The organism is Parafilimonas sp. (assembly GCF_051953455.1).
GTDB lineage: Bacteria > Bacteroidota > Bacteroidia > Chitinophagales > Chitinophagaceae > Parafilimonas.
Genome location: NZ_JBQCIT010000014.1, coordinates 448,000 through 465,943, shown reverse-complemented (window position 1 = coordinate 465,943; position 17,944 = coordinate 448,000). Strand labels below are relative to the sequence as shown.

The 17,944-nt window shown below is 40.5% G+C and carries 9 protein-coding genes; 4 read left to right on the top strand and 5 right to left on the bottom strand.

The window, feature by feature from the left end:
* Window positions 1-5 precede the first annotated feature (5 nt).
* Window positions 6-374, bottom strand: a complete 369-nt coding sequence (locus tag ACTHN6_RS06680; RefSeq protein WP_440434957.1) for a response regulator — start codon at window positions 372-374, stop codon at window positions 6-8.
* Between the two features lie 144 nt (window positions 375-518).
* Here ACTHN6_RS06680 and ACTHN6_RS06675 point away from each other — a divergent pair, with 144 nt between their 5' ends.
* The gene (locus ACTHN6_RS06675; RefSeq protein ID WP_440434956.1) at window positions 519-1,835 is read left to right on the top strand and encodes a gluconate:H+ symporter; all 1,317 of its coding nucleotides are present in this window, start codon (window positions 519-521) and stop codon (window positions 1,833-1,835) included.
* A gap of 14 nt (window positions 1,836-1,849) precedes the next feature.
* Here the strand turns inward: ACTHN6_RS06675 and tamL are convergent, their stop codons facing one another.
* The 4 genes from tamL to ACTHN6_RS06655 all read right to left on the bottom strand — a co-directional run bounded on the left by tamL (window position 1,850) and on the right by ACTHN6_RS06655 (window position 11,448).
* A complete protein-coding gene (gene tamL, locus ACTHN6_RS06670) occupies window positions 1,850-4,162 on the bottom strand; it encodes a translocation and assembly module lipoprotein TamL (RefSeq protein WP_440434955.1) in 2,313 nt (770 codons plus the stop codon).
* Window positions 4,163-4,185: 23 nt separating this feature from the next.
* The gene (locus ACTHN6_RS06665) at window positions 4,186-9,267 is read right to left on the bottom strand and encodes a translocation/assembly module TamB domain-containing protein (RefSeq protein WP_440434954.1); all 5,082 of its coding nucleotides are present in this window, start codon (window positions 9,265-9,267) and stop codon (window positions 4,186-4,188) included.
* Between the two features lie 145 nt (window positions 9,268-9,412).
* On the bottom strand, window positions 9,413-10,309 hold the full coding sequence (locus ACTHN6_RS06660; protein WP_440434952.1) for a class I SAM-dependent methyltransferase: 897 nt from the start codon (window positions 10,307-10,309) through the stop codon (window positions 9,413-9,415).
* 5 nt (window positions 10,310-10,314) lie between these two features.
* Window positions 10,315-11,448: a cysteine desulfurase family protein gene (locus ACTHN6_RS06655; protein ID WP_440434951.1), complete on the bottom strand. Its 1,134-nt coding sequence runs from the start codon at window positions 11,446-11,448 to the stop codon at window positions 10,315-10,317.
* A 260-nt stretch (window positions 11,449-11,708) separates the two neighbouring features.
* Between ACTHN6_RS06655 and ACTHN6_RS06650 the strand changes: the two genes are divergently transcribed.
* From ACTHN6_RS06650 to ACTHN6_RS06640, 3 genes are all read left to right on the top strand, one after another.
* Complete coding sequence (locus ACTHN6_RS06650) at window positions 11,709-14,870, top strand: SusC/RagA family TonB-linked outer membrane protein (RefSeq protein ID WP_440434950.1); 3,162 nt, start codon at window positions 11,709-11,711, stop codon at window positions 14,868-14,870.
* A gap of 36 nt (window positions 14,871-14,906) precedes the next feature.
* Window positions 14,907-16,322 carry a SusD/RagB family nutrient-binding outer membrane lipoprotein gene (locus ACTHN6_RS06645; protein WP_440434949.1) on the top strand — a complete coding sequence of 472 codons (1,416 nt, stop codon included), beginning with the start codon at window positions 14,907-14,909 and terminating at the stop codon, window positions 16,320-16,322.
* 150 nt (window positions 16,323-16,472) lie between these two features.
* Window positions 16,473-17,828, top strand: coding sequence for a pyridoxal-phosphate dependent enzyme (locus tag ACTHN6_RS06640; RefSeq protein ID WP_440434948.1), 1,356 nt, complete (start codon window positions 16,473-16,475; stop codon window positions 17,826-17,828).
* The last annotated feature ends 116 nt before the right edge of the window (window positions 17,829-17,944 follow it).

Genomic DNA, 17,944 nt, shown 5'->3' with positions numbered 1-17,944 from the left:
ATTAATTATTTAAGGCTTTCGTTTAAAATGTTTATCAGCCAGTCCACATCCACAGGTTTCGGTATATAATCACTGGCGCCTGCATTCAGGCATTTTTCACGGTCGCCCGCCATAGCCTGTGCTGTAACTGCAACAACAGGAATATTTTTGTAAGCTTCTGTTGATTTCAATACAGGTATGGCATCATAACCATCCATGCCCGGCATCATCATATCCAAAAGAATGATGCCAATTTCATTTACCTGTTTTTCAAGTATGGCAAAAGCTTCTATCATATTATTTGCTACTGCAACGGCATAGCCCTTTGCTTTAAGCACGGCAGAAAGCGCAAATGTGTTGCGCAGGTCATCATCAATTATTAAAACTTTTTTCAAACCGGTTAAAATTTTAAAAACTAAATATATAAGAAGTTGCCTGAAATTTTTTGTACAGGATGTGAATTTAATTCCTGGTTTATTTAAACAAAACTTTGATTAAATGTTGCAAGCCTTATCTTTAATCGCTTATTGAAATAAACTATGTCGTTTATCATATTGCTTGCTGGCATTGTTTTATTGATCGTTCTTATTACATCAGCAAAACTTAATGCATTTCTCGCTTTTCTTATTGTTTCTATATTGATGGGCCTGGCCAATGGAATGCAGGTGCACGAAATAGTGCCTGCCATGGAAAAAGGCATTGGCGATATTCTTGGTTCGCTAAGCATTATACTTTGCATGGGCGCCATGCTTGGAAAACTGATTGCCGAAAGCGGTGCTGCCCAAAAAATTACAACCGGCCTTGTAGATGCCTTTGGCAGAAAATATTTGATGTGGGCTATGGTGCTCACCGCTTTTATCATCGGCATTCCATTATTCTTTGATGTGAGTTTTGTATTGATGGTGCCGCTTATTATTACCGTTTCAAAACGGTATAATATTCCTGTGGTATATATCGGGCTGCCGGTGGTGGCCGCTTTATCAATAACACATGGTTATTTACCGCCGCATCCTGCGCCAACGGCGCTGGTGAAGCAGTTTGGTGCAGATATAGGGTTAACCATGTTGTATGGTGTTTTAATTGCCGTTCCTGCCGTAATAATTGCGGGGCCGTTGTTTGCAACGCGCTTAAAAAAATACATGAATAAGCCTCCGGATACATTTGTGTCTAAGGACCTGCCGGAAAGTGAACTGCCCTCTTTTTTCAATAGTTTATTTACCACATTTCTTCCCGTATTATTAATTGCTGTTGCCACCATTTGCCAGCAGTTTATCCAGCAGCAAAATATCGTTACAAAAATTCTTATTGATATCGGCGACCCGCCGGTTGCTATGATTATTTCTGTTATATATGCTTTATACAGCCTGGGTATAAAGAGAAAGAAACCGATAGCGTTGCTTATGGGGCATCTTACAGATTCCATAAAAGATATTGCCGTTATATTGCTCATATTGGCCGGCGCAGGCGCTATGAAAGAAATCCTTACAGAAACAGGCATCAATACGCAGATAGCAGGCATGCTGGATAATTTTCATGTGCATCCTTTGCTCGCCGCCTGGACGATAAGCGCCGTCATACGTATTGCATTAGGCTCAGCCACCATTGCAGGTTTAACCACGGCCGGCATAATTGCTCCCATAATTGCAACAAGTGGTGTTGATCCTAACCTGATGGTATTGGCAACAGGCGCAGGCAGTTTAATCTTCGGCCATGTGAACGATGGCGGCTTTTGGTTGTTTAAAGAATATTTTAATCTAAGCCTGAAAGACACTTTTAAAACATGGAGTGTAATGGAAACGATAGTATCAGTTGTGGGGCTTGGCGGTGTATTTGTACTGAATGCTTTTATGCATTGATGAATGATTTGTATTTAGAACGGATAGCCGATAGCAAGGTTCCAAACAATGTTGTTTTTACGCCATTCGCTGTCGCCAAAATCAATCTTATATTTTTCGCCATTTGGTAAATTGTAAGGCAAATGCAAAGGAAAAGCCACATCGAGCCTAAGGATAAGAATGCTTACATCTGCACGTAAACCTATACCTGCATCAACGGCTATCTGACTCATAAAATCTTTGGAGGAAAATTTAGAGCCCGGCCTTTCACTATCATACTTTAACGTCCATACGTTACCCGCATCCGCAAACAATGCATATCTTAAAATAGAAAACAGCTTGGCGCGGTATTCGGCGCTTAATAAAAGTTTTACATCGCCCGGCTGATCCCAAACTAACTTTTCTCTTGGATTGCCGGCATAATACCCGCCCACTAATGTTCTTGCCCTGAAACCTCTTAAATCGCTTACCCCGCCGGCAAAAAATTCTTTTATAAAAGGCACAAGTGTGTCATTGCCATAAGCTGCGGCAATGCCTGCATCAAATCTTGTATTAAAGGAATTATACTTGCCTAACTTCAGGTAATGCCGGAAATCGCCTTCTAATTTTATATACTGTGTAAACTCCTGCCCAAGGATTTTCTTTTTTTCGCCTTTCAATACATTAGCGCCGGTTATTAAACCCAGCAAATTGCCCGAAGCATCAACATTGCCATTAAAATAAAAATTATTCTTTTTTGTATTGGCCTGCGCCTGTGAATTATAATTGTAATTATAAATGCTGCCTATAATAAACTGCTTCTCCACGCTGCGGCGTACAGTAAGGTTTGTATCAATAAGCGCTTTAAAACTATCCGTAAAGTTTGCAGGCTTAACTGCGTTTATATTAATTAGCGTAAACTCGTGCTCGTTTTTAATATTATCCTTCCAAACATAACCATACGTTCCGCCTATTGACCGGAGTGTATATTGTGTAGTGCGGTTGTAAAATTTATAGCTGGCCCCAAACTTTGTTTGCGGAACATAAGCGCTGCTGGTATTGAGCCTGAACGGCGCTATAATCCGCGGCACGAATAGATTAGCTTCAAGGCCATAGCTTAATGTGTTTACATTATATCCTGAAGATATTTGTGTTTGAAAACCAAAATTGGCTGCAATAGTGAACAGCTCCGCGCCCTTAAATAAATTACGGTGCCGCCAGTTGGTTGAAAATTCGCCGCCTGTTGCATTATTCGATTTTGTAAGCCCTGATACTTCAAAGCGTATAGACTTTACATTGGTGGGTGTTAAATAATAAAAAGCATTTAATTTTTGAACACTGTCTCTTGCCGGTTCAAAACGCACTTTTACAAACTTGTATATGCCCAATGTTATAAGGCGGTTCAGGCTTAAATTATGATCGGTGCGGTTATACAATTCACCGGGTTTAAACACAAGCGTTCTGCTGAATATTTTAGGATTGTATTTGTGATTGGGATCAACAATACGGTAACCTTCAAACAATTTTGCTTTTCGCCGCGTCGTATCTGAGTTTATATCATAATCTGCAAAAACATAAACATTATTAATATAGTATGGAAGCCTGGCGTTTGAAGGTGTCTCCGGCTTTATCCTTAAATCAATATCCACTTTATGATTGCCGATTGTTGAATCGGCTTTGGCCAATAAATAATCAGGGTTGAAATAATAAAAGCCTTTATCTTTTAAACGGGCGTCAATGCGTGTGCGTTCATCTTTTATCACATCAAGGCTGTAAGGATTGTTTGGCTTTAACAACACATATTTTTTACCCACCGCATACCGCTGAATATTTTTGGCAAGAACACTTGAATCGTTAGGGTAGGAGACGTTATTGATGATGTATTGCGTATCAACTAATGCCGTATACGTCACAGATAATTTTTTATTTTTTACAGATGTATCCATAACAACAGAATCCCTGAAGAAGCCTTCGTTTTCCAAATGGCTTTGCAATACCAGCCGGTTTTTTTCAAGCGCTGAATTGGAAGCCAATACCGGCGGTTCGCCAACTTTATATTTCAACCAATATATGAGCCCCTTTGGTTTTTTCGGTTCTTTAAACATGTTGAAAACCGTAAGCTTAAACCGTGCGCCTAAAATGGTAGAGTTAGGTTCGGGGCGCACCAGCGAACTCATTTCGCTCTCCAGCTCTTTTCTTTTTTTGGAAGGAATTTTATCTGTTGATTTTATCTTTTCTTTTGAACCCACAAAAAGGTTTTGGCCGGGGCCAAGGTTTTTGGTATTGCTGCAGGAAGCAAGCAATAAAACCAGGCCGGCAAAAACTGCGAGGTGTTTAAAATGGATGCTATGTATTTTTTTCAAATTCATTAGTGCTCCTGTTATAAAAACAGTTAAGGTGTATTGGTTGGATTTTGATATTGAGACGCCTGTTTTATTTCCTGCTGCCTTCTTTTTTCCCTTTGCTGCTTCGTAATTCTTTTGTTTTTCTTCCTTATCAGTTTTGCTTCTTTTCTGCCTGTAAATATTTCACTGAATTTATTATAGTCATATGTAAGAATAAAGCTCATACCGGTCTCAACTACCTGTCCGTCTATCTGGTTTTCGTATTGGTTTAACCGGTAAACACGTATCATATAACGGCCATCTTTCGTAAGCTGGTAATCAACCGAAACATCGCCAGCCGGGTTTACTGTATTCTGATTAGGGTTGCTCGGGCCTTCCAATTGGAAATTACTACCCACATTTACACGCAGCCTGTCATTCAATAATTTTTTTGATACCGTTATATTAAGGTCTGTTTTATTTTGCGCAGTGCCGCTTGAATAATCAGCGCCTGATTCCACGCCAAAGTTCACGTCAACGCCTTTTATCAAACTGCCTGCAAGATTATTTAATTGTTCGGTTAAAATGCGGCTGGCGCTTGCCCTTAGTTCCCCTTCAACACCGGTGCCGCCGGCAGAGCTTACAAATGGATTTTCCTGTATAAACCTGCCCAGTAATAAAAGTGCAAATACCTGTTTATTTAATTCGCCTTCATCATTGCGCACCTGCTGCAGTTTATCTGAAACATCGCTCCATTGCGCGGCAGTTCTTTCAGGCAATACTATATCGAAAGTTATCACGGGCTTTAATAATTCGCCCGTCATGTGCAATAAAACCTGGAAGGGCAATTTCTCTTTATACCTTGTCATCTCAGCAGTAGAATTACCGGAAACAGAAGATTGCATTAAATCGATAGAAGGTGTGTTGATATCATATACAGCCGTTACATCAATATTAGCTGCCGTGGGGTCGCCCGTCCAGGTAATAGTGCTTCCTTTTTGAATAAGAAACTGTCTTTTTAAAATGCTTAGTGATAAATTATAGGAGCCGCTTTCCAGTTCGTAAGCGCCGGTTAAAGTGGTTTTGCCACTCCTGTCAACACCGCCATTTAAATTGGCCCTTCCTTTCAGCGTTAATGCATCGCCATTTCTTTCATCAATTACCACGGTAAATTTTGCGGAGCTGTCTATTTCAATATTAGCATCAACCGATATGCCTGTGAGTTTGGCGATGGCTGCAGAGTCAATCACCACTTCTGCCGTATCTGCCGGGTTATCCTTATCTATAAAAACAACCACGCCTTCTCTTGATTGTACTTCCGGGTCTGATTGCGGCAGCACAAAAACAAAATCAGTAACCTTATTCACTCTCAAGTCGCCGTTTACAGTTGGCGCAGTTAAATCTCCTTTTATATCTGCGGCGGCATCAATATTCAGTTTGCCATATAGAATGCGGTCGGTGGCCTGTGGAGCATCTACTACTGTAAAATCATCAGCGTTTAAAGTGAGATTAAAGGTGAAGCTTTTATAATCTTTAGTAAGAATATCGCCATCAATGGTGGCTTTATTGCCGGAAGAATCAACGAGGTCAAAATTATTAAAATGAATACCGCGTGAATTGACGCGGATAACATCTTTGGGAATAGTAAACCTTTCTCCTGAAATAGTGGGAACGAATGAAGCATTCGCAAAATTTAACCTGCCGTCTATATTTGGTGCCGAAGTTGTGCCTTTAATAGCAACCTTACCTTTTAAAGAACCTCTTATATCATCCAACTGGCCTGCTGCGAAGCCTTTTATCATAGCCAGGTTTAAATTATTCATGGCCAGGTTCAAGTCCATCCTGCCTTCACCGGTATAATATAAACCGGTTAAACGAACATCGTTGCCCTTACCGGTAATGGCAACATTTGCGTTATATGCATTGGCTGTTTTATTATCAACTTTTATGGCCAGGTTGCCGATTGTATCTGTTTTGTAGGCAAGGTTATTTATAGTTAAGTCTGAAGTAAAAACCATATCCTTTGTGGGATTGGTGATTTCCGCCGTGCCGTTAATAGTGCCTGAGGCTAGCAAAGAATCCTGGTGGGCAATTTTAGTGATGGTAGCTATTTCAAAATTTTTCAGGTCAATTTTTATGGGCGCTGCCGGCGATGGTGCAGTGCTGTTTAATGATAAAGACTGGTTACCCTGGCTGATGGAAAAATTATTGATAACGATCCCTGATGAATCGTATTGAATGGAATTGTTGGCGCCAACATTCCACCTGTCGCCATCTAAAATAAGATCTGGTTTTAAGCTCACCCTGAAACCGCTGTCAACCTGGTTTAATAAAGCACCCAGCGCATACTGTGTTTTATTTTTGGAGTCATTGGAATTAACATCCACATCCAGCTGGTTATTGGCAACCTTTGCACTTAGGGCGGTTTTATATAACTGCGTTGAACCGGCTTTAATCCCATCCACAGAAAGGTTTGCATTAAAAGCATCTGCTGCTGATTGCGCATTTACGTTTAAGCTGTCAATTTGATTGGTGCCGAAAATTATGCGCTGGCTTTTTGCAGTTAACCCCAAATCATTTTGCGCTGAATTCAGGTGTGCATTTACAGCAATGGAATCGCTTCCCTTTAAATCCGGCATTAATTGTAACACCAAACCTTGCGGGCGAACCGTGGCGTCAAACGTCCAGTTTTGCGCCGTAATATTTTTCTGTTCGTAGCCCGGTAGTTTATAGTATTGATTGATGACCTGCTGCAATGCCTGTGCTATTTCCGTTAATTTATACTGGCCAACGAGTGCAGCATCCATATCATTGCCCGCTTTAATTACAATGCTTTTATTAGTGGAGTCGCCGCCTGCAACAAGAGAAATGCTATCTGTATTTAATTTCTGGCCGGCCCTTGTTAAGGAAAGATTATTGATGTTAACTGTTCCAACCAGGTCATCAGGATTGGTGGAAGGAAGATCTGCCGTTATATGCCCGCTTAAACTTAATGTATCACTCATCAAGTTTAATGCTCTTGCATTCAATGTATCTATTAATAAATCTAATTTCAGCGGTGGATAGGTTGAGGGCGTATTCAGCTTGGCCGTAAGATCAAGGTTTAAGGCAATGGAAGAATCTTTAATAGAAGCTTTTGTGGTGTTAACGCCGTCATTAATTTCACCGTTTACATTTAATCCCTGGTAAGTATAGCCTTTTACTTCGGCGCTGGCCACATCAAGATTATATTTTGCATTGGCTTTCTTTATGTCAATGCCTTTGCCGCTTGCCGTTAGATTAGCGGTAATTTTGCCAAGATTATCCGGTTGCTTCATTAAATACCCTGCATCAACATCCTGGAGTTTTGCATTCACCGCATACACATCGCCGGGCTTCATGCTGCCGTCAACATTTATATTGCCTTTGTTGGTTTTTAATGCCAGTTGTGTATTGAAGGCACTGGTGCTGCCTTTAAAAAACCCGGTTAAGGCAAAATGGTCAGGAAGGTTAATATTATCCGGTAAAGTTTTGGGCGGCAACAAGCTGAGTATATCTCTTTTGGTTGAAGTAAACTGGTTAATTTTTACATTATAATAAGCCCGTTTGGTATCGGGCAAACCCTGTAAACGTCCTGATAGTTTTACATACGTATCACCATACCCGCTCAATTCAAATGTTGGTATGGAAAGATCGCGTATAAAACCTTTAACCGCCGCATTCAGTTTTATGGAAGATAATTTATAATTGCCCATCGTTCTTTTATACGAAGGCATGAATGCCAGGAAATCTTTTACAGCGATTTTTGAATTGGGCAGGTTCGCATCAATATATAAAGCGCCAATGTTTTTGGATATGGCTTCTGTTGAAGGATATTTTACAATGAGTTTATTTTGAATTGTTGTGCCGTCAGTTTGCAGCAATAAATCGGTAAGTGATGCGGTTGTATCGCTGTAATAAAATCGTGTATGAAATTTTTGTAAGGCAAGCCCGCTTTTTTCGTTCAGTGCAAGCTGGTCAATATTGCCTTTAAATATCGCCGGCGTAAAACTTAAACTATCACCTTTTAAAATAAAATCTTTTATGTGTAAATGACTGGCGTCAAAACCTTCGGTCAAAGGCTTTGCACTGTTGTCGTCATAAATGAGTTCATTATTTTTAAAATCAGCTTTGGTTAAATAAAATTTCCAGGGATTATTTAACTGGCTGTCGGTTTTAGCGGCAACCACATCTTTTGTTGCTTTAGCTTCCTGCGATTTACCAAGGCCAACTTTAATTACCGAATTATTAAATGTGAAATCCTTCAGGCTTATATGGAGGTTTTGCAGATTGATATTTTCAGGGTGTGTACTTAACTCCCCAATCTTTAAGAATGCCAGTAATGCCGAAACATCGTTCCTGTAATTAAAATAAATGCGCTGCAGGTTTAAGCCACTCAATTCAAGCGTGGGCATTTGCGATGATGATGCAGACGGTGGCGGTACAGGGCTGGTGCTGTCTTTATTTTTAATTAAAGGTTTATACTGGTAAACTTTTGCATTGATATCTGCAATGTTGATATCTTTTATTTTATAAATGAGTTTATCCGGATCGAAAGTATCAATGCTTGTTTTAAAATCACCGAGATAAAAATAAACGTTGTTGCCGCTTTCATCATCTTTAAACTTTGCCGTAATATTCTTTAAAACAATTTTGCCAATCTTGAATTTCATGGCGGCGGAAGAGTCTTCAGGGGCCGGCGTTTTTTTCTCTTCACTTGCAAAGGCTTTTACAATATAATCGAAATTGAAACTGGTGTCGGGATAATTGCGGTAAATGTTTGCCTTAATACCATTCAACTCAAGGTATTGAAGGTTTACTTCGTTGCGCAGCAGGCTGAATAAGGAAATGTCAACTCTTATTTTACCACCATATAAAAGCGTGTCTTTTCGCTGGTCTTCAAAATAAATTTTTTCTAAAACAATTCTTTTGGGAAAATCGAGCCCAAATTTTCCTATTTCAACCTTGGTTTTAATTTTTCCTTCGAGGTAGGCAACGGCTTTATTCTTTGCGAAGTTTTGAACGGCGGGTACCTGTATCAATATATAAACAAGCACGATTAAAAAAATAATGATGCCAATTATCCATGCAGCAACTTTTAAAACCGCCTTGCCAATTTTTTTTGCGTTCAACCGGTATTGTTTTATTATCCTGAATAATTACAGCAATAAATTCTTAAGCCTGCAGCGCAATTATCGTTTTTAATAATTGCTCAAAATACTTCAACAAAATTATTGGAGAAAATCCTCAGACATTCAGGCAGATACAATGCCAAAATTATTTTTTTGCAATATAAATTACCGAGCTGCATTGAGAAGCGTTCTGCAAAGCTTTTATATTTGAGCGAAGGCCGTTAAAAAAGGCTTTTACAAAATTGCTTTTGCCTGAAACATATTTTTCACTTAAAAGGCTCACATAAAAACTGTCGAACCACATGGGCTTGTTGTTCGCAGGTGTAAATTTATGTGCCTGTAAAAGTTGTTGCATGCTTGCAGGAGAGAAGTGGTAGAGATGCCGCGGCACATCATAAGCTGCCCAGTTTCCGTTATAGGTTTCAGCATCAAAACTGGTATAATTGGGAACGGCGATCATTAATAGGCCACCGGGTTTTAATAAGGCGTGAAATGTATCGAGATATTCATGCAGGCGGTGTACGTGTTCCAGCACATGCCATAAGGTAATAGCATCAAAACTGTCGGGCGCAAGATTAAATAAATTTTCTGCCGGTTGTAATTCAATACCAAAATCTTTTTTTGCATTCAATCTTGCCGTTTCATCGGGTTCAAGACCTGTTACATACCAGCCCGCATTTTTCATGGCAGCTGCAAAGGCACCCGTGCCGGCGCCAATATCGAGGAGGTTGCCGGCTTTTATGCCGCTGTATTTTTCAACCAGCTTTCTTTTTGTTTGTAATGTGACGGAACGAACTGTATGATACAGTTTATTCACCATGCCTTTTGACGTATTGGAATGGGAAATATATTCTGATGACTGGTAATAAGGACCAATGCTTTCTTCATCAGGTACATCCTGTGTAAAGCGAAGCGTGCAATTATTACATTGCCATACTTCAAAATATTCGTGGCTTACAGTTTCATCTTTTGCTTTCAGCACGAATTCAATATTCGTACCTGAACAGGCCGGGCAATTATTATAATGAATGGTATTGCTCATGCGGCTTATATAATTTCTTTCAGTTTTTGTACAACAGTATCTATTTCTTCTTTTGTATTATGCCTGCTGAAAGAAAAACGAACCGTTACAAAATCTATATCAGCATTTGGGTTAATGGCGCTTATTACGTGGCTGCTTACGTTAGCGCCACTGGTGCAGGCGCTGCCGCCGCTGGCGCATATATTATTTATATCAAGATTAAATAATATTAATTCGCTCTTTTCATTTTTGGGAAAATTGGCGCTTAATACGGTATATAAACTGTTGCCGGCATAATCGCCGTTAAAACTTGCGCCTTCAATATTGTTTTGCAATTGCTGCAGCATATAGTTTTTTAAACCGCAGATATAGGCTTTGTCAGCTTCATAATTCTTTGTGGCCAATTCCAGGGCTTTTGCAAAGCCCACAATGCCATAAATATTTTCAGTGCCGGCCCGCATATTCCTTTCCTGGCTACCGCCTTGTATAAAAGGGCTTATCTTATTTTTCTCACTTATATAAATAATACCAATACCTTTTGGGCCATGAAATTTATGCGCAGCGCCGTTTATAAAATCAACCGGCGTTGCATGCAGATTGAAGGGAAAGTGACCAACGGTTTGCACGGTATCGCTGTGAAAAACCGCATTGTATTTTTTGCATAGCTCACCCACTGCATGTATATCGGTAATGTTGCCAATTTCATTGTTGGCATGCATTAAAGTAACCAGTGTTTTTTTGTTGGATGCCGAGAGTAATTTTTCCAGGTCATTCAAATCAATATGACCGTCAGGTGAAACTTTTACAAATTGCAGGTCGATGCCTTTTTGTTTATGCAAATGCTCTACCGTGTGTAATGTGGCGTGATGCTCCAATGGGGATGTTATAATTCTTTCACAACCCAAATCGATTATGGCAGCGCACAAAGCCGTGTTCGTGCTTTCTGTGCCGCCGCTTGTAAAAAATATTTCACCGGGGTTAGCGCCTAATATTTTTGCAACTGTTTTGCGTGCATTTTCCACAGCCAGCCTTGTTTCCCTGCCATAACTGTAAATAGAAGAAGGATTGCCGAAATGCGTGGTTAAATAGGGCATCATGGCATCAAGTACTTCCGCATCAAGGGGGGTAGTTGCAGCGTTGTCAAAATAAATTCTTTGCATAGCTTCTCAAATCAAACAATAACAGAAAGCTGCGAAGGTAAAAGCTATCGGTGTAATATATAATTTTTATGCTGTTTAATGATGCTGATATATTCAAAGCACTATAACCGCTTATAAAAAAGAAAAGTAAAAAAGCAGCTTTAATTGTTAAGTTTTTGTCATAGAAATGTTATTTTGGCGCACAGGGAAGTGACCGGCTTACAGTAAACAAGAGTCTCGTATCTGCTTTATTTACATAATTTATTTAAAAACCAAATTCCATGCTTAGATCCACGATCATTACAGGATTTTTTTTGCTGTTATTTTATGGTTTAAATGCACAACCGGGGCAAACAATAACCGGTACGGTAACTGCTTCTGACACAAAGCAACCGCTTGAAAAGGTAGCTGTGCAGGAAAAGGGTACCAGGAATTCAGTGCTCACCGATAATACCGGCAGGTATTCCATTACATTGTCCAAAGGCAATGCAACGCTCGTATTTTCTTATGTGGGGTATGATACCAGGGAATCTGGTGTTGGCAGCTCTGCAATTTTGGATGTAGCGCTTGAGCCATCCGGCAATGCCCTAACCGATGTGGTGGTTACGGCACTGGGTATTAAGAGGGAAGTGAAGACTTTAGGCTATGCCTCGCAACAGGTTGATGCAACTCAAATTGCACAGGCAAAACAACCGAACTTAATTAATGCGCTGCAAGGAAAAGTGGCAGGCGTAACCATACAAAGCTCCGGTGGCGGGCCGGGCCAGGGCGCCAGTATTTTAATTCGTGGCGTAAATTCTATCAGCCCTTCAAATGATAACCAGCCTTTGTTTGTGATTGATGGCCTGCCGGTGGATAACAGCACCTTTACAACCGGCACCACCGGCGACAGAGGCGCCAGTATGCCTAACCGGCTGTCTGATTTAAACCCGGATGATGTTGAAAGTATAAATGTGCTGAGAGGTGGTGCAGCAACGGCTTTATATGGTTTGCGCGGGGCAAATGGTGTTATAGTTGTTACAACAAAGTCCGGCCAGGCCGGTAAAATGCGCGTGAGTTTTAATGCATCTTATAATATTGACAACGTAAATAAAATACCGGATATCCAGTTAAAATATTCACAGGGATGGATGGGCGTGTATGATTCAACCGATTTCTGGCCGGCATGGGGGCCAACCGTTGAAGAAGCCAAAAAAATTGATCCTTCCCATCCTGATAAGCTGTTCAATAACTGGAAGCATGCTTACAATACCGGGCATCAATTCAGATCAGGCGTAAACTTTTCCGGCGGCAGCGAAAAAATTACCTATTCTTCCTCTTTTTCTTATTTAAAGCAGGAAGGCGTTATTCCCAATACTTTTTACCAGGCGGTTAATGGCAGGTTGAATGGCCAGCTTAAATTCAGCGAGAAATTTAAAATGGGAACGTCGATTTATTATACCAATACAAACGGTAATTTTTATGATGCCAACAGGTATAATGAAGACCTGGTTTACTGGACGCCAAGATGGGATGTACGCGACTATCTTACACCGCAGGGAACCATGAAAAGCTACGGCAATGATAATCCCATTTATCAAACTGCCACCAACAAATTCGGCTCGCAGGTAAATCATATTATCAGCAGTGTAAATTTTGCTTACTCACCTGTAAAGTGGCTTACCGCAACCTACCTGGTGGGAGTTGACCAATATGGTGATGCGAGAACGGCAACCGCACCCGGCGCGGTTGGTTTTCCCGGTGAGTTTATTGCCGCCGACAACCAGGATTATGATGGTAAATACGGAACTGGTTTTGTTCATGACTACCAGTTAAACTACCGGCAAATCAATTCGAACCTGCTGCTAACGTTTGATCATACCTGGGCCAATAAATTTCAAACTACATTCCGCGTGGGCAATGATATATTAGACAGGAACATAAAACGTATATCAGCCGAAGGTAGCGGGCTTGATGTGTATAACTGGTTTTCTTTAGCGAATGCAAAACATACACAAATTGACCAAACGAGAACAAAATACCGCATCATTGGTTTATACGGCGATCTTACTTTGGGTTATAATAATTATCTCTACCTGACATTAACAGGCAGAAACGACTGGACTTCATCATTGGAAATGGATAACCGTTCTTTCTTTTATCCTTCTGCAAGCCTGAGTTATATTTTCTCACAGCACTTAACAATGCCATCATGGTTCACGTATGGCAAGTTCAGGGCTTCACTTGCAGGTATTGGAAAGGATGCGCCGCCCTACAGAACCAGTATTACCTATGCGCCTTCCGGTTCTCCAATTTCCAACAATGGTGTAGATATTATTCGCTGGACACGTAATTCAAATGCCGGTTCTGTAGATCTTAAGCCGGAAAAAACCACCACGTTTGAAATAGGCACAGATTTGAGTTTTTTCAAAAGCCGGCTTGGCCTTAATTTAACCCTGTATAAATCTAACAGTAAAGACCAGATCATAGATGTAACTACCACTACCACTACAGGATTTGGTTCCATCACCTTAAACGCAGGTGAAATTGAAAACAAGGGTATTGAAGTTACTGTAACGGGAAATCCTGTAAAATCAAAGAATTTCAATTGGGATATCTCAGCCAACTTTTCAGCCAACCGTAATAAAGTATTATCACTTTATGAAGGCTTAAGGAGTATTTATATAGGCAGTGTATTTGGTTATGGCAGGTCAACAATAAGCAGTTATTATGTTCCGGGCGAGCCTGTTGGAAATATATGGGGAACACCCGTTATGCGCTATGGCGATGACCCGGCAATTGCAGACGATGCCGTTCATGCGAATAAAGATTTGCCCGTGCTTATTGGTGACAACGGTTTTCCTGTTTATGCAGACGGCACCAATCAAAAAATATTGGGTAACTCTTACCCAAAATGGTTAACCGGCGTTAGCAATACGTTGACCTATAAAAACTGGAGTTTGTATTTTATGTGGGATGCACAGTTGGGGGTGCATAAATACGACCAGTTTACCAACTTTCTTGCTGCCTTTGGCGAATCTACAGTTACCCTTAACCGTAATGAAACAATTGTGTTTGATGGCGTAACCGCAGATGGCAAGCAAAACACTAAACCTGTTTGGCTTGGCCAGGGCGTAGGGCCGGACAATGTTGATTATGGGGCAGGATATTACAGGAATATTTATCGTGGCGTTTCAGAAAATTTCGTGGAAGATGCATCATGGGTTAGGCTACGTACAGCAACCCTGTCTTATTCTTTGCCTGAAAACTTAATCAAGAATTCATTTATAAATAATGTTTCGCTTTCATTTACAGGCACAAACCTTATTCTTATTACAAAATATAAAGGATATGATCCCGAAACACGCAGTGATGCCGCACCGGGAAGCAACCTCAATGTAAGCTCAGGTTTCAGTTATCCTGCCTTGCGGAGCTATATATTTTCTCTAAACGTAGGGTTCTGATTGTTAAGCATTATTTATTTTAAAAAAAACAAAGAAATGAGCAAACTTAAAATATATAAAAGATTAATGGTTTTTGGTTGTATGGTTCTTTTGTTGGGCAGTTGTAAAAAATACCTCGACATCAATCAAAACCCAAATGCAGCGCTGCAGCCGCCAATTGCCGGCTTATTGGCAAATGTTACGAATACTGCAGCCATAAATGTGTTCAGAATAGCAGACTGGACATCTTACTATACACAATACCTCGCTTCACCCAGTGCAGGGGCTTCTACCGATACTTATGAAGATGTAGATGCCAGCAGTGCATGGAACAATTATTATAATATAATGACCGATTTGTATGATATGAAGATGCAGGGGCGCGAAAATGGTTTAAATGCTTACATAGGTGTTTCTGATGTATTAATGGCTTTACATATCAATATGGCTTCCAATGTGTGGGGAAATATTCCGTATTCGGAAGCTTTTATAGGGGTTGATAACATTCATCCTGTTTATGATGATCAGAAAGCTTTATATGATACTTGTCTTAAATTACTCAATGATGGCATGGCTGCTTTGAACCAACCTGATGCTGATGGTGAATTAGATGCCAGCAGTGATTTCATTCATGCCGGTGACGTGGCTGCATGGATAAAAACCGCACATGCACTAAAGGCCCGTATGCTGAACCAGGTTTCTAAAACTTCATCTTACAATGCAGATGCTGTTCTGGCTGAATTGGCACAGGCCTATACGAGTAATGAAGATGATGCACAAATAACAGCCTTTGACGGCTTTAATCCTTGGGCGCAGGAAGCACATAATAATGCGAGTTTATTGCTGGACGGATGGCTGTCTGCCAATTTTGTAAATGCAATGAACGGCACTACTTATGGATTATTCGATCCGCGGCTTCCGCTTATTACAGATACCACCCGTTACGGCGATTACAGGGGAACAGTTAATGGTGCTGGTGCAATTGGCAATAATACCGTGCATAATGAATGTTATCTTACAGTAGGCAAATGGTATTCAAGCGATCAATCGCCATTGGAAATTATAACCTTTGCTGAATGTAAATTTATAGAGGCTGAAGCTAAATTCAGAAAGGGTGATAAAGCCGGCGCATACGCAGCTTACCTTGCAGGCATAACGGCAAACATGAATAAGATAGGTGTAAGCGGCGGCGATATAACTTCTTACATAACCAATCCCATAGTTGCCGTAGGTGAAGCCGGTATTACCTTAAAGCTCATATTTAAAGAAAAATATGCAGCGCTCTTCCTGAGCCCGGTAACCTGGGATGATATGCGCCGCACAGATTATGATTATAAAGATTTCAGTTTACCTGTGGGGGCTGCTTTAAATACATTTATAAGACGCATGAATTATCCTTCTACAGAAATTTCAACAAATGGCAGTAATATACCAACCGTTCAGCTCTCAGATCATCTTTGGTGGGATCAATAGTAACGCCGGTTAAATAATTTGCCTGTGAATTACATGATAGTGCGGCAGCAATGCCGCACTATTTTTTATATGTATCTTTTTATATGCACCTTCTTTCTTAACAACCCTTCCCAAACACAAATCTTATCTTTACATAAATTCTTATTCATTATGTGGAAGAACAACATCCTGGAGACTATTGGAAATACACCGTTAATTAAGCTGAATAAAATAACGAAGGACTTTCCGTGCACGGTGCTTGCCAAGGTTGATTATTTCAATCCCGGTAATTCCATTAAAGACCGCATGGCTTTAAAGATGCTGGAAGTGGCTGAACAGGAAGGTAAATTAAAACCCGGCGGCACTATTATAGAATGTACAAGCGGCAATACAGGAATGGGCCTTGCTTTGGCAGCCTGTGTAAAAGGTTATAAATGCATATTTACCACTACAGATAAGCAGAGTAAGGAAAAAATGGATATTCTTAAAGCAGTAGGCGCAGAAGTAATAGTTTGCCCCACGAATGTTGAGCCTGACGATCCGAAAAGTTATTATTCTGTTGCAAGAAGGTTAGCCAAAGAAATTCCCAATTCTTACTTCTTTAATCAATATGATAATCTTGCTAACCGGCTGGCGCATTATGAAACCACCGGCCCTGAAATATGGGAACAAACCGAAGGTAAAATCACACACCTTGTTTGCACAGCGGGTACAGGCGGCACCATTACAGGTACTGCCCAATTCCTGAAAGAAAAAAAACCCAATATACAGGTGTGGGCCGTTGATGTGTATGGTTCACTGCTCACCAAATATTTTAAAACGGGTGAGGTTGACATGAATGAAGTGCACCCTTACATAAGTGAAGGTTTTGGCGAAGACTTTGTACCTGCAAATTATGATATGAGCGTGATTGATCATTTTGAACAGGTAACTGATAAAGATGGCGCTATTATGGCACGCCGCATTGCAAAAGAAGAAGGTATTTTTATTGGTTACAGTGCAGGCAGTTGTGTGCAGGGGCTGATGCAGTTGAAAGATAGATTAAAAGAAGGCGACCTGGTGGTTTGTATCTTCCATGACCATGGCAGCCGGTATGTTGCAAAAATTTATAATGATCAATGGATGATGGAGCGCGGTTTTCTTGATGTAAAAACATTTAAAGATATTATAAGCGCAAGAGAAGGTAAGCAACTTGTTACTGTTCAGCCTTCGCAGACCGTTGCAGAAGCAGTTGAACTGATGAAGAAATTTGATATTGAAAACATTCCTGTAATGAACGGCAGCGGGCCCGTTGGTTCTGTAAGCGAAACGGGTTTGTTTCAAAAAGTGTTCGATCATCCTGAATTAAAAGATTCAACTGTTGAAAGCATTATGGAAAAAGCGTATCCTGTTGTTGATTTTGATACTCCGGTTGAACGGCTTGGCAGTTTAATTAACAAGGGCAACGGCGCCGTTTTGGCAAAAGATGAAACAGGCGATTATCACATCGTCACCAAATATGATGTAATACAAAGCCTGGCGAAATAACATTATTATATCAGGCCCCGCAGGCCAAACCGGCGGGCTTTACCGAAAATGATAAATGCAAATGGCAGCCGTAACAACAGTTGCCATTTTTTTTGTAGTACTTATTAAAGCAAGGC